Source organism: Streptomyces sp. NPDC034111 (assembly GCF_055575375.1).
The window spans coordinates 29,777-48,181 of record NZ_JBVIST010000013.1; the positions used below are offsets into that span (position 1 = coordinate 29,777).

General features: G+C 70.4%; 14 protein-coding genes and 1 pseudogene. 10 read left to right on the top strand and 5 right to left on the bottom strand.

Annotated features, from left to right (window positions below):
* The first annotated feature begins 251 nt into the window (after positions 1-251).
* Positions 252-1,010 (top strand): glycosyltransferase family 2 protein, encoded by a 759-nt coding sequence (locus ACZ55A_RS25420; RefSeq protein WP_468844288.1) that lies wholly within the window; start codon positions 252-254, stop codon positions 1,008-1,010.
* Positions 1,011-1,197: 187 nt separating this feature from the next.
* On the opposite strand, the gene ACZ55A_RS25425 is transcribed toward ACZ55A_RS25420, so the two are convergent.
* The gene (locus tag ACZ55A_RS25425; protein WP_468844290.1) at positions 1,198-2,415 is read right to left on the bottom strand and encodes an amidohydrolase family protein; all 1,218 of its coding nucleotides are present in this window, start codon (positions 2,413-2,415) and stop codon (positions 1,198-1,200) included.
* A gap of 213 nt (positions 2,416-2,628) precedes the next feature.
* On the opposite strand from ACZ55A_RS25425, the gene ACZ55A_RS25430 reads away from it, so the two are divergent.
* The 4 genes from ACZ55A_RS25430 (at position 2,629) to ACZ55A_RS25445 (ending at position 5,984) form a co-directional block, all read left to right on the top strand.
* Entirely contained in the window at positions 2,629-3,078 is a 450-nt protein-coding gene (locus ACZ55A_RS25430; RefSeq protein ID WP_468844292.1) for a DoxX family membrane protein, read from the top strand.
* A 256-nt stretch (positions 3,079-3,334) separates the two neighbouring features.
* A complete protein-coding gene (locus ACZ55A_RS25435; RefSeq protein WP_468844294.1) occupies positions 3,335-3,946 on the top strand; it encodes a GOLPH3/VPS74 family protein in 612 nt (203 codons plus the stop codon).
* Between the two features lie 182 nt (positions 3,947-4,128).
* Complete coding sequence (locus ACZ55A_RS25440; protein WP_468844296.1) at positions 4,129-5,067, top strand: ABC transporter ATP-binding protein; 939 nt, start codon at positions 4,129-4,131, stop codon at positions 5,065-5,067.
* Between the two features lie 104 nt (positions 5,068-5,171).
* On the top strand, positions 5,172-5,984 hold the full coding sequence (locus tag ACZ55A_RS25445; protein ID WP_468844298.1) for a hypothetical protein: 813 nt from the start codon (positions 5,172-5,174) through the stop codon (positions 5,982-5,984).
* A 45-nt stretch (positions 5,985-6,029) separates the two neighbouring features.
* Here ACZ55A_RS25445 and ACZ55A_RS25450 read toward each other — a convergent pair whose 3' ends face one another.
* The 4 genes from ACZ55A_RS25450 to hemA form a co-directional block, all read right to left on the bottom strand.
* Positions 6,030-6,686 carry a response regulator transcription factor gene (locus ACZ55A_RS25450; RefSeq protein ID WP_468844300.1) on the bottom strand — a complete coding sequence of 219 codons (657 nt, stop codon included), beginning with the start codon at positions 6,684-6,686 and terminating at the stop codon, positions 6,030-6,032.
* Entirely contained in the window at positions 6,683-7,888 is a 1,206-nt protein-coding gene (locus tag ACZ55A_RS25455; protein ID WP_468844302.1) for a sensor histidine kinase, read from the bottom strand. Before ACZ55A_RS25455 ends, ACZ55A_RS25450 begins: the two co-directional genes overlap by 4 nt.
* A gap of 21 nt (positions 7,889-7,909) precedes the next feature.
* A complete protein-coding gene (locus ACZ55A_RS25460) occupies positions 7,910-9,499 on the bottom strand; it encodes a serine/threonine-protein kinase (protein WP_468844304.1) in 1,590 nt (529 codons plus the stop codon).
* A gap of 201 nt (positions 9,500-9,700) precedes the next feature.
* Entirely contained in the window at positions 9,701-10,918 is a 1,218-nt protein-coding gene (gene hemA, locus ACZ55A_RS25465) for a 5-aminolevulinate synthase (RefSeq protein ID WP_468844306.1), read from the bottom strand.
* Between the two features lie 207 nt (positions 10,919-11,125).
* Here hemA and ACZ55A_RS25470 point away from each other — a divergent pair.
* From ACZ55A_RS25470 to mppJ, 5 genes and pseudogenes are all read left to right on the top strand, one after another.
* A pseudogene (locus tag ACZ55A_RS25470) lies at positions 11,126-12,668 on the top strand (long-chain-fatty-acid--CoA ligase).
* Positions 12,669-12,794: 126 nt separating this feature from the next.
* Positions 12,795-13,961 carry a glycosyltransferase gene (locus ACZ55A_RS25475; protein WP_468844308.1) on the top strand — a complete coding sequence of 389 codons (1,167 nt, stop codon included), beginning with the start codon at positions 12,795-12,797 and terminating at the stop codon, positions 13,959-13,961.
* Between the two features lie 93 nt (positions 13,962-14,054).
* On the top strand, positions 14,055-15,557 hold the full coding sequence (locus ACZ55A_RS25480) for a glycosyltransferase family 39 protein (protein ID WP_468844311.1): 1,503 nt from the start codon (positions 14,055-14,057) through the stop codon (positions 15,555-15,557).
* 54 nt (positions 15,558-15,611) lie between these two features.
* Positions 15,612-17,141: an ArnT family glycosyltransferase gene (locus ACZ55A_RS25485; protein WP_468844313.1), complete on the top strand. Its 1,530-nt coding sequence runs from the start codon at positions 15,612-15,614 to the stop codon at positions 17,139-17,141.
* Positions 17,142-17,353: 212 nt separating this feature from the next.
* Positions 17,354-18,367, top strand: a complete 1,014-nt coding sequence (gene mppJ / locus ACZ55A_RS25490) for a phenylpyruvate C(3)-methyltransferase (RefSeq protein WP_468844315.1) — start codon at positions 17,354-17,356, stop codon at positions 18,365-18,367.
* Positions 18,368-18,405: the final 38 nt, after the last annotated feature.

Below are 18,405 nucleotides of genomic sequence, written 5' to 3' on the forward strand. Positions count from 1 at the left end.
GCGCCGGCCGTCGGCACCACCGCGCCGTGATGCTCCGTTTCCGCCCCTCGACGGGACCACGCCACGTGACTCCGGACACAACTCCACGTTTCGATTAAGCAGTTGACTCCCGCCAGGCAGTCAGCCTTGCTAGGCTTGGCCATAGCCCGATCGCTGGTGCATCCCCCGTCGCCAGCGATCGGGCGCTTTTGTGCCCTCGGCACCTCCACGGAAACGCTGTTCACCACTCCCCTGGAAAGGTGGTGAGTGCCGTGCGCCGGCGCATCATCATCGTCACCGCCGTCCATGCGCCGTCGGCGCACTTTCTGCCGGAGGCGTACGCGTCGCTGTGCCGGCAGGAACTCCCCGACGGATGGGAATGGCAGTGGGTCGTCCAGGAGGACGGAATGAGCGATGCGGTCGCTCCCCATGTCCCCGATGACGCGCGGGTGACGTTCCGGCAGGGACGGGCCGGAGGCCCCGGCGTCGCCCGCACCATCGCCCTGTCGCAGGCGGACGGCGCATACATCAAGGTCCTGGACGCCGATGACCAGTTGCAGCCCGGCGCGCTGGCCCGCGACCTGGCCGCCCTCGAAGGTGACAGCAGCATCGGCTGGGCGACATCCCGCGTCCTCGATCTCCTGCCCGACGGCTCCACCGCGGGTTTCCCCGGCGACCCCGCGCCGGGACCGATCGAGCGCGGAGCCGTACTCGACTTCTGGAAGGCGAACGATTTCCGCGCCCAGGTCCATCCGGCGACCCTCTTCATGCGCCGCGACCTGGTCCTCGCCCTCGGCGGCTGGATGGCGCTGCCCGCCTCGGAGGACACCGGACTGCTTCTCGCGCTCAACGCCACGAGCCGCGGCTGGTTCTCCTCGGAGGTCGGACTCCACTACCGCAAGTGGCCCGGCCAGGCGACCGGCCAGGCCTCCCACACCGACGCCGCCGAGCGCGCGGCCCGTATGGCGGTCGTGGAGGCCAGGGCGCGCCGGCTCGCGCACTTCAAGTGGTGCTACCCCGCTACCGATTGAGCTGGCGAGCCGGTGGCTTCAGCGTGATGACGGTCGCCGTGCCGAGCGGGCCGTCCGTGGGGAGGGTGCGGCGGGTGTCCACCTGGCAGGCGGGAGCATCCGGATCAGGGCAGAAGGTCGTCGTGGCCCGAGCGGACGAGGATCAAGGTGACCTTCGTCCGCTCGTCGGAATCGGCGGCAGGCACGGTCAGTCCCGGTCGAAGGGAAGATCCAGCATCCGGATGGCATTGCCGCGCAGGATCTTGTACGTCACGTCCTCGGGGAGGCCCGCCACATGCTCGGCCGCCACCTGCTTCGTATGCGGCCAGGTCGAGTCGACGTGCGGATAGTCGGTCTCGAAGGTGGCGTTGTCGACGCCCACGGCCTCGATCGAGTCGATGCCGTGCTTGTCGCGGAAGAAGCAGCAGAAGATCTGCCGGTAGTAGTACGAGGACGGCGGCTCGGGGATCAGGTCCTTGACCCCGCCCCACGCCCGGTGCTCCTCCCAGACGTCGTCGGCGCGCTCCAGGGCGTACGGGATCCACCCCATCTGACCCTCGCTGTAGGCCAGCTTCAGCCGTGGGAACTTCACGAGGACGCCGCTGAACAGGAAGTCCATCATCGAGGCCATCGCGTTGTTGAAGCTCAGGGAGGCCTGGACCGCGGGCGGTGCGTCCGGCGACGCGGCCGGCATCTGCGACGACGACCCGATGTGCATGTTCACGACGGTCCCGGTCTCCTCGCACGCCGCGAAGAACGGGTCCCAGTAGCCGGAGTGGATGGACGGCAGCCCCAGGTATGTAGGGATCTCGCTGAAGGTCACCGCCCGCACCCCGCGAGCGGCGTTACGCCGGATCTCGGCGACCGCCAAGTCGATGTCCCACAGCGGGATCAGGCACAGCGGAATCAGCCGGCCGCCGCTGTCCCCGCACCACTCCTCCACCATCCAGTCGTTGTACGCCCTGACGCAGGCGAGTCCGACCTCCTTGTCCTCGGCCTCGGCGAAGGTCTGCCCGCAGAAGCGCGGGAACGTGGGGAAGCAGAGCGACGCCTCCACGTGGTTGAGGTCCATGTCCTTGAGGCGTTCGGCCGGGTCCCAGCAGCCGGGCCGCATCTGCTCCCGGGTGATCCCGTCCAGCGTCATCTCGTCGCGGGAGAAGCCGACGGCCGCGATGATGCGCTTGTACGGGAAGATCAGCCCCTCGTACTCCCACCAGTCCGTGATCTGGCCCTCCGGGTCCGTGGTGAACCGGTACTTGCCACCGACGTACTCCAGCTCACCGATGCCGGCGGTGAAGGGCTTGGGCCCTTTGTCCTGGTATTTCTTCGGAAGCCAGGTCGCGAAGAGGTGCGCGGGCTCGATCACGTGATCGTCCACGCTGATGACCTTGGGAAGCTCCGCCGTGCCGCGCCCGTTGCTGCTCACGTTGTACCCCCACTGCCCGCCGGTGAGTCCCCACCGGAAACTCGTTTCTGACGACCCATCAGTTTTGAGGTTATGGGCTCCCCCTTGCGACGACAAGGCGGGACCGCGAACTCCGCCCTTGCGGGATCGCCCAACCTCCGCTGAACTGACACATCGTCAGCTCGCATGGATGAGCTGGACGAGTCGGATGAGTGGACGAGTCGAGGAGGCAGCATGCAAACGGTCTGGCTCAGCGGTGCCGAATGGTTCGCCGTCCTCCGCATCGGCCTCGGGCTGTGGTGGCTGGAGAGCTGGCGCCACAAGGACAAGAAGACCTGGTTCGCCGGCGGCGGCATCACCTGGGCGGCCGGCATCGCGGCGGACCATCGCTGGCCCGCGGTCCGCAAGAGCTTCGACCGCTTCGTGAAGCCCCACCCCCGGCCCATGGCGTACCTCGTCGCCTACGCGGAGCTGGCTCTCGGCCTCGGGCTCATCCTGGGCCTCCTGACCCCGATAGCCCTGGTCGCCGGGGCGCTGCTCAACCTGATCTACCTGGTGCTGATGATCCACGACTGGGCCGAGCAGGGGCAGAACCTGATGATGGCGCTGATCTCGGTGACGGCACTGCTTGCCGTGAGCTGGCAGAGCTGGTCGCTGGACGGCGCCATGAAACTCTTTCTCTAGGCGGCGGTTCAGCAGCCGCCAGGCGTCGGTTCTGCCCGGCAGCACCGTCCGGCGGATCGAGGCGTCGCGGGTCCCGCGGATCGCCCCGGAGCGTGGCGTGATTGCTGGCGATGCGTCAGTTGTGGGTGCCGTAGGGCGCCTCCTGTGTCTGGGCCGGGCGGGAGGCGCGGATGAGGGTGGCTCGCATGCGGATGCAGGTGGGCCGGTGGCTTCGTAAGCTCGTAGAGGGGAGCGATGCCTCTCATGGGAGCCGGTCATGACCACACCGCGGGACCTGTTGATCACCGCCATGGGCATGGCGCCCAGCCCGGTGGAGCAGGGCGATCTGTCGCTTGCGCTCGCGGGGGCCGAGGTGATCGACCTCTTGGGGGCCGAGGCCGTCGGGCTGGAGGGCGACCGGCTGGTGCCGGGGTACCGGCCGACGATCGCTGATCGTCTGTTGGACGAGGCCGCTTCGTCGCTCGTACGGGAGGCGCCCTACGAGCCGGTCGGCGACTGGCTGTGGCGCAGGGGCCGGGGGCTGTTCGACGCCTATGTGGGGGCGCTGGAGGCGGAGGGGCAGCTCACTCGGCAGCGCCGGCGTGGGATGCCCTTCGGGACCGGCCGGACGGTACTGGTCGATTCGCCCGACCGGCGCCAGGCGGCGGACCGCTGGACGTCGGAGGAGCCGGTCCTCACCGCCCTGGGGGCGGCCCTCGGGATCCGCGACGAGCCGGCCGGGGACTCCGGTGTCGTGACGGACGACGCGGTGGTGACGGTGCTGGCCGCCGTCAATGACGCACTGATGGAACTGGGGGCGGTACGGCAGCGGCGGGCCGTCGAGAAGGCCGCGTTCGACAACATCTGGCGGGCGGATGACGGCTCTTGAGGCGTGCGGCTCCTCCCTCCGGCGTAGGGGGCATCGGTCGATCGGCGGACCCTGACGGCGGGAGGCCGGGACGATCGTCCGGGGAGGGTCTGACCGTGTGGGCGTCCCGCGGGCGGCGGCCGGGTTCCTACCGTGAGCGGGCATCTGGAAACCGTCTGAGCTGCGCGGGAAGGGGCATGCCCATGGGGGCAGGCACGTTGGAGGCCCAGGGGCTGACCAAGAATTACGGTGGGAGAACGGCCGTGCACGATCTGTCGTTCACGGTCCGTCCCGGCCGGGTGACCGGGTTCCTGGGGCCCAACGGGTCCGGCAAGTCCACGACGATGCGGATGTTCCTCGGGCTGGACCACCCCGCGTCGGGCCGGGCACTGGTCGGCGGCCGGCCCTTCGGCGAGCTGCGGCACCCGCTGCGCGAGGTCGGTGCCGTACTCGATGCCACGGCGGTGCATCCGGGCCGCACCGCGTCCGGCCACCTCCTGGGTCTGGCGTACAGCAACCGGATCGGGCGCGCGAGGGTGGCGGAGGTGCTGGAGTTCGTGGGCCTGACGGCCGTGGCGGACAAGCGGGTCGGCAGCTTCTCCCTGGGGATGACACAGCGGCTGGGCCTGGCCGCCGCGCTGCTGGGTGATCCGCAGGTGCTGCTCCTGGACGAACCGCTCAACGGTCTCGACCCGGAGGGCGTCCGCTGGATGCGTGACGTGATGAAGGGGCTTGCCGCCGAGGGCCGCACGGTGTTCGTGTCCAGCCATCTGCTGAGCGAGATGGAGGTGACGGCGGACCATCTGGTCGTGATCGGGCGCGGCAGGCTGATCGCCGAGACGGGGGTGCGCGAGCTCATCGCGGCGGGTTCGCGCGGTGCGGTCAAGGTCCGCTCCCCACAAGCCGTCCGGCTCGCCGCGCAGCTGCGGAACGCCGGCGCGCAGATCACCGCGGACGACCAGGGGGCGCTGCTCGTCACCGGCCTCGACTCGGCGCGGATCGCCACGATCGCCTCCGATTGCGGGGCGCTGCTGCACGAACTGGCGGTGCAGCAGGCCTCGTTGGAGACCGCGTTCATGGAGCTCACGGCCGGCAGCACCGAGTTCCGGAGCGAGGCGGCCGGACCGGGAGCGGTGGTCTGATCCGCCGGCCGGCGGCCGTTCGACGCTCCGGCCTTCGTAGGCGGCCTCCCGTTCCCGCCCCCTTGCCCACGCCCCGTCCCACCTCACACCCGGCAGGTATCTCCATGTCCCTCACCCTTTACCCCGACGCGCACCGGAGCGCCACGGCCGCCGGCGCGCCACGGTTCGCCGATCTGGTCCGGTCCGAATGGGCCAAGCTGCGCACCGTCCGGACGACGGTGTGGTGCCTGGTGGCCACCGTGTTCCTGTTCGCCGGGACGGCCGTCCTGGTGGCGATGAAGGCCCGCTCACAGGGTCCCGGGACCATCGGGGTGACCGTGAACCTCAGCCACGTCGGGCTGACCGTCGGGCAGCTCGCCGTGATCGTCCTCGCCGTGACGGCCATCGGCGGTGAGTACGGCACCGGGATGATCCGGGTATCGCTGAGCGCGGTGCCGTGGCGTACCCGGTGGCTCGCGGCGAAGGCCGTCACGGTGGGGGCGCTCACGCTCGTCACCGGGACCGTGCTGAGCATCGTGTGCTTCGGGCTGGTGTACCTGTGCACACCGGCCGTCTCCGGGTCCGTCATGGCGCCGGGCGTGGTCCGGGCGGTCCTCGGGGTGGGGCTCTATCTGAGTGTGCTGTCCGTGCTCTCGCTGGCGGTCGGTGCCGTGCTGCGCAGCACCGTCGGCGGCGTCATCGCGATGTTCGTGCTGGTCTACGTCGTGCCGGTCGTGGTGGCCGGCTCGCCGCTGCACGGCCTGGAGCGCTTTCTGCCCGCCGGGATGGTGCCGCCCAACGCCGGGTGGACGGTCATGCAGGTCGATCCGGGGTGGCTGGGCGGTCTTGCGCCCTGGACCGGGTTCGCGGTGCTGTGCGCGTGGGCGGCCGTGGCGCTGGCGGGGGCGGCCTGTCTGCTGCGTACGCGCGACGCATGACGCCTGGTGCCTGGGATGGCGTGGGGAGGGTGGTGACGCGCGCCGTTACGGCGTGAGGAGGCCCGCGTCATGGGCGAGGATCGCCGCCTGGACGCGATTGGCGCACTGGAGCTTGGCGAGCAGCCGGCTCACATGGGTCTTCACGGTCGACTCGCTCATGTGCAGGGCCGTTCCGGTCTCGCTGTTGGACCGGCCCTCGGCGACCAGGATCAGCACCTCCCGTTCCCGTTCGGTCAGCGTCATGAGGCGGCTGCGTGCCTCCTCGGCCCGGGAGGTGTCGCGGGCGGAGAAGGTGGAGATCAGCCGTCGGGTCACGGACGGGGCGAGCATGGCCTCGCCTTCGTGGACGGTGCGGACGGCCCGGGCGAGGTCGCGGGGCGGGGAGTTCTTGAGGAGGAAGCCCATCGCTCCGGCCTGGAGCGCGGCGTGCACATACTCGTCCAGGTCGAAGGTGGTGAGCACGACCACCTTCGGGGGGTCGGGCAGCCGGGTGAGCTCGACCGTGGCGGCCAGTCCGTCCATGACGGGCATACGGATGTCCATCAGCACCAGGTCGGGGCGGTGCGCACGGGTCAGCTCCACGGCCTTGGCGCCGTTGTCCGCCTCGGCCACCACGGTGATGTCGGGGGCGGCCTGGAGGATCATGCTCAGGCCGGAGCGGACCAGGGCTTCGTCGTCGGCGAGGAGGACGCGGATGGTCATGGGGCCTCTTCTTTCATGGGCAGCTCTGCCGCGACCCGGAATCCGCCGTCCGGCCGCGGACCGGCCTCGAAGGCGCCGCCCTGAAGGGTGATGCGCTCCCGGAGCCCGACCAGGCCGTTTCCGCCACTGGGCAGCCCGACGGTCACGGGTCCTGCGGGCTCCTCATTCTCCACGGTGAGGTGCAGGGCCTCGGGCCCGTACCGCAGGACGATACGGGTTGCGGCGTTGCCTGCGTGCTTGTGGACGTTGGTCAGGGCCTCCTGGACCAGCCGGTACACGGTGTGCCCGGTGGCCCTGGCCAGCGGCCGGCGGGGGCCGGAGCAGGCCAGCTCGATCCGCATGCCCGTGGAGCGGGACTGTTCGACGAGCGTCGCCAGGTCGTCCACGGTCGGCTGCGGGGCGCGCGGGGCGGCGTCCTCGTCCTCGTCGTCGTCCAGCCGCAGCACCCCGAGCACCTCACGCAGTTCGTCGAGCGCCTGCCGGCCGATGTCACCGATGAGCCGGCCGGCCTCGGCCGCCCGTTCCCCGTCCGCCGCACCGACCTCCAGGGCCCCGGAGTGGATGACCATGAGGCTGACGCGGTGGGCGACCACATCGTGCATCTCCCGGGCGATCCGCGTCCGTTCTTCCATACGGGTCTGGCGGCGGAGCAGCTTCTGCTCGCGTTCCAGGCGCTCGGCCCGCTCCCGCAGGTTCTCCACCACCGCCCGCCGCGCCCCGGCGTACAGACCGAGCAGCACCGGCCCGGCCACGAAGAAGAGGAACAGGGTGTAGGGCGGCAGCAGCCCCGTGCGGCCGGGGAAGACCGTGAGGGCGGCCAGCGCGAGCACCGCGGCCGTGGACAGGACGGCCAGGCTGCGGCGGCGTCCGTAAACGGCCAGGGCGTACAGGCAGAACGGGAGCGGCGAGGCCATGAGCAGCACGGGAGTGGTCAGGACCGCGGCGGCGCACAGCGCCCCCGGCCACCGTCGGCGGCAGACCAGCGCCAGCCCCAGCAGGGCCGCCACCGCGAAGAAGACCGGCTCCGGCACCCCGAAGGGGTGGTCCTCGACGACGGCGGACAGCCCCACCACCGCCGTGTAGCCGAAGGCGACCAGGACGTCGAACAGCATGCTGCGGCGGCTCTGCCACCACAGGGGGCGCGCCGGGAGCAGCGTCGGCCACGGCCGACGCTTCGAGGACGCGGGTGGTTGGGGCCCCATGCTGACGCGATCCTCCCGAGGCTATTCGCGGAGGCGGATGCCCTTGACCGCGTTGTCGAAGACCGGGCGGTACTGGTTCCATTGTGCGCTCGGCGCGGAGAGGTAGACCACGTACTGGGTGCCGTCGGTGCCGCTGAAGGCCAACTCCACCGCACGGAACTGCCGCACCTGGCCTTGGAAGGTGAACTCCCAGTACGCCGCGGTCCGTCCCCGGAACGTCGTGGGGGCCATCCTGACCCGCTCATAGCCCGGGTTGTCGCGCCGTGTCTGGGCCTCTTCGGTGTCCCGCCAGTGCTGGAGGGGGTCGGACCCCGCGAACGCGACGACCGCGACCCGCAGGCCCACCAGCCCGGTGGGGTCGATGTAGGCGATATCGCCGTTGGGCACGTTCCTGGGGTTCCAGCCGTCCCGTACGGGGACGGAGAAGCCCTGGCCGGCCGTCTTGAGGTGGTATCCGGCGGGCACCGGTGGCGTCGGGTAGGCGCTGGGGCTCGGCGAGCCGCTGGAGGGGGCCTTGGCCCCGGACGGGTGGGCGCTCGTCGACGCGGCACCGCCCTTGGGGCTCGCCTCGGCGGCTTCGTCCTTGGGCCACAGCAGCACACCGCCGGTCGCGGTGGCGGCGACCACCGCCGCGGAGACCAGCACCAGTGCCGTACGGCGGCCACGCCGCCCCCCGCGCGCGGGGGTACCGGTGCCGTCGGCACGCTGTGGACGCGGGGCCGGGGCGACGGGGACGGTGCTGGTGCCGGTGCTGGTGCCGGTGCTGGTGCCGGTGCTGGTGCCGGTGCTGGTGCCGGTCACATGGCTCAGCAGGCGTTCGGCCTCGTGCGCGTCCATGCGCCGGCCGGGCTCCTTGACCAGCAGCCCCTCGATCACCGGCGTGAGGTCCCCGGCGCTGCGCGGGGGTTCATGCGCCTCGGCGGCGATGGCGTACGCCGTCTCGATCGCGGTGTCCCGGCGGAACGGGGGCCGTCCCTCGACCGCCTGGTACAGCGTCGCCCCGAGGGACCACAGATCGCTGGCGGGGCCGGGTTCGGCGATGTTGGTGCGGAGACGTTCCGGGGCGAGGTACTGGATCGAGCCGACCAGCTCACCGGTCTTGGTCAGGGACGGGGTGCCGGACTCCACGGCGATGCCGAAGTCGGTGAGGACGATGCGCCCGTCGTGGCCGAGCAGGACGTTGCCGGGCTTGATGTCCCGGTGCAGCACTCCGGCGGCGTGTGCGGCGCGCAGCGCGGCGGCCATGATGCGGCCGATCCGCGCCACCTCGTCCGGGGGCAGGGTGCCCTGCTGCTTCAGGACATCGCTCAGGGTCACCGAGGGGATGTACTCCATGACGATGCACGGCAGGCCCTCGTCGTCGACGACGTCGTGCACCACGATCACGTTGGGGTGGGTGATCCGGGCGGCGCTGCGGGCCTCGCGGCGGGTGCGCTCGTAGAGGCGCTGGATCTCGTCGTCGTGCAGGTGCGGCTGCACATGCAGTTTCTTCACGGCGACATGCCGGCCGAGCAGTTCGTCCTCGGCCCGCCACACGGTGCCCATGCCGCCGCGGCCCACACGCTCCACCAGCCGGTAACGGTTGGCTATGAGCCGTCCAAGATCGGACACCGTGAGACCTACTTTTCCCCGTACGCATGAGCACTGAACAGATTGCGGAAGCACCATAGCGCGTGTGGATTGCATGGCCATGGCAGGGGATTTTCCGGGCCTGGCCCCGGCGTTCCGGGCCGGCGGGCGAAGGCGCGGGGCGCGCCGGGCAACTTCCGCAGGGGATCGCCCGGTTCACCGAGGGAGGGGCGATTTTCGGCCTCAGCGGCGGGGCAGGACAACAATCTCCTCCCACACCTCGCTCAGCGCCGTCGCCACCTCCTCGACCTCACCCGGGGTGTGTACGGCCGAGGGCGCCAGACGCAGGATCTCCGCACCGTGGGGGACGCTCGGAGCGTTGATGGCCTGGGCGTGGACGCCGTGCCGCGCCAGGAGCCGGGCGGCGACGGCCTTACATGTGGCGTCGTCGCCGACAAGGACGGACACGATATGGGAAGCGTCCGAAATATAGGGAATGCCATGTTTCCTGAGGAGCTGCTGGAGCAGCCGGGCGCGGTCGTGGAGCCGTTCACGTTCGCGGTCGGAGCGGCGCAGATAGCGGACGGCGGCGAGGGCGCCGGCGGCGACGGCCGGCGGCAGTGATGTGGTGAAGATGAAGGGACGCGCAAAACTGCGGACGGCTTCGACGAGCGGTTGTGGGCCCGCGATATAGCCGCCGGCGGTGCCGAATCCCTTGCCGAGGGTTCCCATGACGACGGTGAAATCGTCCGCCAGCCCCTCGCGGGCGGCGATACCGGCCCCTTCCGGCCCGTACAGACCGACCGCATGGACTTCGTCGAGGAACGTCGTGGCCCGGTGACGGCGGGCGAGTTCCGCGATCGCGGCGAGCGGAGCGATATCACCGGACATGGAGTAGACCGACTCCACCACGATCAGCTTGGGGCGGTCCGGGTCGGACCCGGCGAGCAGTTCTTCCAAGTGTCCGATGTCGTTGTGCCGGAAGACATGCTTTTCGGCGCCGCTGTGCCGGATTCCGTCGATGAGGGAGGCGTGGTTGAGCTCGTCGGAGTAGACGATGCAGTCGCCCATGCGTCCGGCGAGTACCGTCAGCGCGCCGTCGTTCGCGGCATATCCGGAGCCGAACAGCAGCGCGGTGTCCTTTCCGTGGAGGCCGGCCAACTCCTTTTCGAGCAGGACGTGGTAGTGATTGGTACCGCTGATGTTCCGCGAGCCACCGGAACCTGCGCCGTATTCGTCGACGGCGCGTTTCATCGCCTCCAGGACAACGGGATTCTCGCCCATCCCGAGATAATCGTTGCTGCACCAGACGCTGATCTCGGACACGGCGCTGCCCGGCTTGCCGCTGCGGACGAGCGCACGGGGGAAGCGGCCGGCGTGCCGCCCCACTTCCATGAAGTCCCTTCTGCCGTCTCCCAGTTCCGCCAGTTCCCGCGAAAAGAAGTCCACGTGCTGTGACATGAGATCGCCTCGCTCCGGTGATGGTGGTGCCCATGGTGGGCTCGCGACCCCCACGCCAGCGAGGCGGTTAACGCACGAGGACAGTTGGTGGACAGCCCCTCGTGGCCCGGTGTAGCCAATGTGGCGGCGGCCGCCTCGGGCACCAACGGCGGGGAGGTTTCGTCGACGCTGACTTCCGGTCGAAAACCCCCAAGGACGGAGACCGTCATGTCTCTTTCGGCAGCAGCCATACTCGCGGAGTCCGCGGCCCGACCATCCGGCGCTCTTATACGGCTCGGAAAGTATTTCCTACCGCGCGGTCTGGTACCGCGCCCGGCAGTACGCGGCGGTGCTGCGCGCCCGCGGAATCGGTGCCGGGGACAGAGTGGCCCTGTTGCTGCCCAACACTCCGGAATTCCCGATGGCGTATTTCGGCGTACTGGCGCTCGGCGCGGTCGTGGTACCGGTCAATACCCTGCTGAAATCCGGCGAGATCACCCACGTCCTGCGGGACTCCGGCGCGAAGCTGCTGATCTGTGCCGGGCCGCTGCTCGGGGACGGCGCCCGGAGCGCCGAGGCAGCCGCGGTGCCGGTCCTCGCGGTGCTGCCGGGGGGCGAGGCGGACATTCCGCGCCTCGACGAACTCGCCGCGCGTGCCGTGCCGGTCGGCCGTCATGTGGCGCGCGACCCCGCCGATCTCGCGCTGATCCTCTATACCTCCGGCACCACCGGCCAGGCCAAGGGTGCCATGCTCACCCAGCTCAACGTCGTGATGAACGTCGACACGACGATGCTCTCCCCCTTCGACTTCCGGCCGGACGACCTTCTGCTCGGGTGTCTGCCGCTGCACCACTCCTTCGGCCAGATGTGCGCGATGAACGCGTGCTTCCGCGCCGGAGCGTCCTTGGTGCTGATGGAGCGCTTCGATGCGGAGGAGGTCCTGGAGACCATGGAGCGGCATCGCTGCACGGTCTTCATGGGCGTCCCCACCATGTATGCCGCTCTCCTCACCGCGTCGGCACTGGACGGACGCCGGCCCCGGCTGGACCGGGCGTTCTCCGGCGGTGCCGCGCTGCCGGTGCCGACACTCCAGGAATTCCAGGAGACCTTCGGCTGCCGGATCTACGAAGGCTACGGGCTCACCGAGACCTCTCCCGTGGTCGCGTACAACCAGAAGGCGTGGCCCTGCCGGCCGGGCACCGTGGGGCGGCCGATCTGGGGCGTGGAGGTGGAGATCGCCCGAGCCGACGTGGAGGGCAGGATCGCCCTGCTGCCCGCCGGCGAACCGGGCGAGGTCGTCGTACGGGGCCACAATGTGATGGCCGGATACCTCAACCGGCCCGAGGCGACGGCCGAGGTGATGGTGGACGGCTGGTTCCGCTCGGGCGACCTCGGCGTCAAGGACTCCGACGGCTATCTGACCCTCCTCGACCGCAAGAAGGACCTGGTGCTGCACGGCGGGTTCAACGTCTACCCGCGCGAAGTGGAAGACGTGCTGACCGCTCACCCGGACGTTGCCCAGGTCGCGGTGATCGGCCTCCCGCACCCGCTCTACGGCGAAGTGGTGTGCGCCGTCGTCCTGCCCGGACCGGACAGCACACCGGGGCCCGCACTCGCCCGGGACCTCATCACCTGGAGCAAGGAACGCCTGGCCGCCTTCAAATGCCCCCGCACGGTGGAATTCGTCGACGCCTTCCCTCTCGGCCCCAGCGGAAAAATCCTCAAGCGCGAACTGACGGCCAGGTACGGCGCGGTGACTCAGCGCTCCTGAAAGGGGCTTGGCGCACCGGGACCTCGCCCGGCCAGGTTGACTTCTCCGTAAAACATGATGAGTTCCGGTTTCTCCTGGGCTCTTGTGGCAGATGTGGTGACAGTTGCTGACCCCCCAGGAGGAGCCATGGCATCCGCGCCGGCTGTGTCGTTGATCGTGCCGACGTTCAACGAGGCAGGAAACATCGATGAGTTGCTGGATGGTGTGTGCGCGGCGATTCCGGTGGGGTGGGAGGTGGAGGTGTTGTTCGTCGACGATTCGACGGATGACACGCCGGAGATGATCGAGAAGGCGGCCGCGCGGTGCCCGATGCCGGTGTCGGTGCTGCACCGGGAGGTTCCCGAAGGGGGGCTGGGCGGGGCGGTGGTGGCGGGGATCGCGCGGACCAGCGGCGCGTGGATCGTGGTGATGGATGCGGATCTCCAGCATCCGCCGCGGCTGCTGCCGGAGTTGGTGGAGACGGGCGAGCGGGCCGGGGCCGAGCTGGTGGTGGCCAGCAGGTATGCGGACGGCGGCAGCCGGGGCGGGCTCGACGGCGGGTACCGGATGGCGGTGTCGGGGGTGTCGACGGCGGTCACCAAGGCGCTGTTCCCGCGGGTGCTGAAGGGGGTCTCCGACCCGATGAGCGGCTTCTTCGCCATCCGGCGGGAGGCGGTGGAGCGCGCGGTGCGGGAGGGCGAGACCCGCGAGGAGGGCGGGCTGCGGCCGCTGGGGTACAAGATCCTGCTGGAACTCGCGGTGCGCTGCCGGCCGCGCTCGGTGGCGGAGGTGCCGTACGAGTTCGGTGAGCGGTTCGCCGGGGAGTCGAAGTCGACGGTGCGGGAGGGGCTGCGGTTCCTCCGGCACCTCGCGGAGCTGCGCAGCAGCGACCAGCGGGCACGGATGGTCATCTTCGGACTGATCGGGGTCTCGGGGTTCGTCCCGAATCTGCTGGCGCTGTGGGCGCTGACCGGGACGACGTCGCTGCATTACGCGGTGGCGGAGGTGCTGGCCAATCAGCTGGGGGTGGCCTGGAACTTCGCGTTGCTGGACTTCCTGGTCTACCGCAGCGGTAAGCGCGGCCACTGGGCCGGCCGGCTGCTGGGGTTCGCGGCGCTGAGCAACGCCGATCTGCTGGCGCGGATCCCGTTGATGATGCTGCTCGTGGAGCAGGCGGGCATGGGGCCGGTGCCGGCGACCGTGGTCAGTCTCGTGGTGGTGTTCCTGGTGCGGTTCCTGCTGGTGGACAGGTTGATCTACCGGCGCAAGGGGGACGCGGCGGCACGCGCCGCACAGGCTGGGCGCGCTGCTTAGCTGACAACGCAAACTCGTGGCGGCCCGCCCCGGGCGGCGCGCACACTCCGAGCGGTGATCCGGAACGGACGGCGACGGGGGGCGGGGAGACACATGGTGGCGGTCCCTGTGGAGGCGCGGGAGGCGGACGCGGGCACTGCCGTGCGGCCGTACTGGCGGGCGGCGGGCGGCGTCGCGGCCGGGGTCGTCGTCCTGCTGCTCGCGCTGTCCGGCAGGTACGGCTACAACGTGGACGAGCTGTACTTCCGGCTGCTGGGGGAGCACGGCTGGGCCTGGGGGTACACCGACCAGCCACCGCTGGTGCCGGCCGTGGTGCACGCCACCGCCCAGGTCCTCGGTGACTCGGTGTGGGCGATCCGGGTGCCGGCGGCGCTGTGCGCCGGGGCCGTGGTGGTGTGCGGCACGCTGATCACCGCCGAACTGGGCGGCACCCGCCGGGCCCAGACGCTGGCCGCACTGGGGCTGGGCAGCTCCTTCCTGGTGCTCAGCGTCGGCCACATCATGGTGACCACCACCCTGGACCTGCTCGCCTGGTCGGCGCTGCTGCTGTTCGTGGTGCGGGCGCTGCTGCGCACCGAGGGAAAGTGGTGGCTGTGGGCCGGGGTGGTGCTGGGCCTGGCGCTGTACGCGAAGTACATCGTGGCGCTGCTGGCGGTGGCGCTGCTGGCGGGGCTGGCGCTGGCCGGGCCGCGGCGGGTGTTCCGTGAACGGTCGCTGTACGGCGGGATGGCGCTCGCCCTGGTCATCGGGGCGCCCAACCTCGTCTACCAGGCCACCCACGGCTTCCCCCAGCTCCAGATGGCCGAGGCACTGGGGGCCACCGACGGCCCCATGAACCGGATCATCTTCCTGCCGAGCCTGGTCATTCTGCTCGGCCCGGTGCTGACGGTGGTGTGGGTGGCCGGACTGGTGAAGCTGCTGCGCGATCCGGCCTGGCGACCGGTGCGGGCGCTGGCACCGGCCTTCGTCGCCGGGGTGGCGCTGACGCTCTACGGCGGGGGGCGGCCCGACTACGTCGGCGGCTTCCTGATCGGGCTGTTCGCGGCGGGGGCGGTGGCCGCCGACCGCTGGACGGGGCGGCGCAGGTTCCGGCGGGTACTGCTGGGGGCCGCACTGGCCGCCAGTGCGGTCCTCCAGGTGCTGATGGCGCTGCCGGTGCTGCCGCAGAACTCCCCGTTCGTGCCGCTGAACAACATCTCCCTGGAGAGCGTCGGCTGGCCCCGGCTGGCCGCGCAGGTGCGTACGGCCTACGAGGCGCTGCCGCCGCAGCAGCGGGCGCGGGCCGTGGTGCTGGCCGGCAACCTCGGGGAGAGCGGTGCGCTGGACCGCTACGGGCACGGGCTGCCCACGGTCTACAGCGGCCACAACGAACTGCATGCATGGGGCCCGCCGCCGGAGCGGGCCGATGTGGTGGTCGCGGTGGGCATCGAACGGGCCCGGCTCGACGCGGGTTTCCGCTCGTGCACCGTCGTCGGACGCATCGACAACGGCGTCGGCGTCGAGAACGCCGAGCAGGGCAAGCCGGTCACGGTGTGCCACGGCCGCAAGGACTCCTGGGCCCGGCTGTGGCCCGCTTACCACTACTTGAGCGGCTGAGGTGCCCCGGCCGGGCCGGGTGCGAATCGACAACTCAGCGGGAAGTGAGGCGTGATGACGACGTCCCTCGACAGGGATACCAGAGCGGCCGGGACCGGAGCGGAGGTGCTCCGCCCGTCGCCGGTGGCCTGGCGCCCGGTGGCCGTGGTGGTGGCCGCACTGGCCGTGCTGCTGTTCGCGTTCGCGGGCGAATACGGCTACCACGCCGACGAGTTGTACTTCCGCCTGCTGGGGAAGCACGGCTTCGCCTGGGGGTATGTGGACCAGCCGCCGCTGCTGCCGATGGCCGTACGGGCCGCGATGGCGGTCTTCGGCGACAGCATGTGGGCGATCCGGGTGCCGGCGGTGCTGTGCGCCATGGCGGTGACGCTGCTCGGCGCGATGATCGCCGCCGAACTGGGCGGTTCCCGGCGGGCGCAGACGCTGACCGCGTTCGGGGTGGCCACCTCGACGATGGTGCTGAGCTTCGGCCACTGGATCCTCACCACCAGCTTCGACACCGTGGCCTGGGCCGCGGTGCTGCTCTTCGCGCTGCGGGTGCTGCTGCGCGGGGAGGGCAAGTGGTGGCTGTGGGCCGGAGTGGTGGTCGGGGTCGCCCTGTACGCCAAGTACATCGTGCTGCTGCTGCCGGTGGCGCTGCTGGTGGGGATCGCGGTGATCGGGCCGCGCAAGGTCTTCGCGGACCGGCGGCTGTACGCGGGGACGGCGCTGGCGCTGGTCATCGGCGCGCCCAACCTCGTCTACCAGATCACCCACGACTTCCCGCAGCTCCAGATGGCGGAGGGGCTGGCGGGCACCGACGGCGAGGCCAACCGGGCCATGTTCGCCACCAACCTCGTCCTGCTGTTCGGCCCGGCGCTGTTCGTGCTGTGCATGATCGGGCTGGTCAAACTGTTCCGGGTGCCCGAGTGGAAGCCCGTACGGGCGCTCGGCATCGGCTATCTCGCGGCCACCGCGGCGTCGTACCTCATCGAGGGCGGCCGCCCGGACTACACCGGCGGTCTGCTGATCGCGCTGCTGGCCGCCGGGTGTGTGAGGGCCGACCGCTGGGCGGGCCCCCGCAAGCTGCGGCTGTCGCTGCTCGCCGTATCGCTGGTGCTCAGCGCGGCGGCACAGATGCTGCTGTCGCTGCCGGTGATCCCCAAGAGCGCCCTGCGCGACTTCCAGGTCGCCAGCATGCCGCTGGAGACCGTCGGCTGGCCCCGTATGGTCCAGCAGACCGAGGCCGCCTACCGGGCGCTGCCGGCCGGTGAGCGCTCCCGCGCGGTGGTGCTCACCGAGAACTTCGGTGAGGCCGGGGCGCTGGACCGCTACGGCCACGGGCTGCCCGGGGTGTACAGCGGCCACAACGAGCTCCACAAGTGGGGCCCGCCGCCGCAGGGCGCCGACGTGGTGATCGCGGTGGGCATCGAACGGGCCCGGCTCGACGCGGACTTCGGCTCGTGCAAGGTCGTCGACCGCCTCGACAACGGGATGGGCATCGACAACCCCGAACAGGGCGTGCCGATCACGGTGTGCCACGGGCCCAAGAAGCCCTGGTCCGCGCTGTGGCCGGCGTACCGGCACTACAACGCCTATCTGTAGCGGAGGCCGGCCCTGCCCTGACCCGGGCCACCCCTGCGCGTCCCGTCGGCCCGGTCCGGAGAATCCTCTCCGGACCGGGCCGTCTGCCGACCTGCTTCGCTGCACGGTAAAAGTCGTGGATCAGCCGGGGAGTTCACCCGAGACTGGAAATCGCTGGACTGCGTACGCCCAATCGATTTGCGGACGACCCCTTCGAGGGGTGGAGGCGTGATATGAGTACCGAGGTTTCCGAGGCGCAGGCGCGACGCGCCGTGGCAGACATCTTCAACTCGACGCTGGCTTCATCGGCCATCGGCGCCGCGTGGGAGCTCGGAGCTCTTGACGAGCTGCGGGAGAACGGCAAGCTGGACGTTTCCGATTTCGCCGAGCGGCATGATCTGCACCGGCCCGCGGTGACCGGAATGTTCACCGCACTGGCCAGTGTGGATATCGTGCGGCGCGAGGGCGAAACCGTCCTCCCCGGGCCGTACTTCGACGAGGCCGAGCACCATCGTTCACTGTTCCACTGGCTCAATCAGGGAAGCGGCGAACTGTTCCGCCGTATGCCCCAGGTACTGCCGAACGAAAACCGTGTCGGCGCGTTCTACCAGCGGGATGCGGCGGCCATCAGCTACGCCTGCCGGGAGATCAGCGAGCGCTACTTCGACCCGGCGTTCTGGGCCGCGGTCGACGGTCTGGGCTACACCCCCACCACCGTCGCCGACCTGGGCTCGGGCAGCGGCGAGCGGCTGATCCAGATCGCCCGGCGGTTCCCCGGGGTGCGCGGTATCGGCGTGGACATCGCGGACGGCGCGATCGGTATGGCCGAGAAGGAGGTGGCCGCCAAGGGATTCGGCGACCAGATCTCCTTCGTACGCGGTGATGCCCGCACCATCGACCAGGTCGTGGCGCCCGAAGAGTTCGCCGAGGTGGATCTGCTCACCTGCTTCATGATGGGGCACGACTTCTGGCCCCGCGAGAATTGCGTGCAGACGCTGCGGAAGCTGCGCGAGGCCTTCCCGAATGTGCGCCGCTTCCTGCTCGGCGACGCGACCCGCACCGTCGGCATCCCCGACCGTGAACTCCCCATATTCACCCTGGGATTCGAGTTCGGGCACGACATGATGGGCGTTTACCTGCCGACCCTCGACGAGTGGGACGGGGTATTCGAAGAGGGCGGCTGGCGCTGTGTGAAGAAGCACGCCATCGACTCGCTGTCGGTCTCGGTGGTCTTCGAACTCGAGTAACCGCACACGCGCATATCGACCACGTCGGCTGAGGGGGT

Excerpts from the sequence above, each read along its gene's own strand:
- ACZ55A_RS25430 (WP_468844292.1), top strand. The coding sequence starts at position 2,629 with ATGCAAACGGTCTGGCTCAGCGGTGCCGAATGGTTCGCCGTCCTCCGC.
- ACZ55A_RS25435 (WP_468844294.1), top strand. The coding sequence starts at position 3,335 with ATGACCACACCGCGGGACCTGTTGATCACCGCCATGGGCATGGCGCCC.
- ACZ55A_RS25440 (WP_468844296.1), top strand. The coding sequence starts at position 4,129 with ATGGGGGCAGGCACGTTGGAGGCCCAGGGGCTGACCAAGAATTACGGT.
- ACZ55A_RS25445 (WP_468844298.1), top strand. The coding sequence starts at position 5,172 with ATGTCCCTCACCCTTTACCCCGACGCGCACCGGAGCGCCACGGCCGCC.
- ACZ55A_RS25450 (WP_468844300.1), bottom strand. The coding sequence starts at position 6,686 with ATGACCATCCGCGTCCTCCTCGCCGACGACGAAGCCCTGGTCCGCTCC.
- ACZ55A_RS25455 (WP_468844302.1), bottom strand. The coding sequence starts at position 7,888 with ATGGGGCCCCAACCACCCGCGTCCTCGAAGCGTCGGCCGTGGCCGACG.
- hemA (WP_468844306.1), bottom strand. The coding sequence starts at position 10,918 with ATGTCACAGCACGTGGACTTCTTTTCGCGGGAACTGGCGGAACTGGGA.
- ACZ55A_RS25475 (WP_468844308.1), top strand. The coding sequence starts at position 12,795 with ATGGCATCCGCGCCGGCTGTGTCGTTGATCGTGCCGACGTTCAACGAG.
- ACZ55A_RS25480 (WP_468844311.1), top strand. The coding sequence starts at position 14,055 with ATGGTGGCGGTCCCTGTGGAGGCGCGGGAGGCGGACGCGGGCACTGCC.
- ACZ55A_RS25485 (WP_468844313.1), top strand. The coding sequence starts at position 15,612 with ATGACGACGTCCCTCGACAGGGATACCAGAGCGGCCGGGACCGGAGCG.
- mppJ (WP_468844315.1), top strand. The coding sequence starts at position 17,354 with ATGAGTACCGAGGTTTCCGAGGCGCAGGCGCGACGCGCCGTGGCAGAC.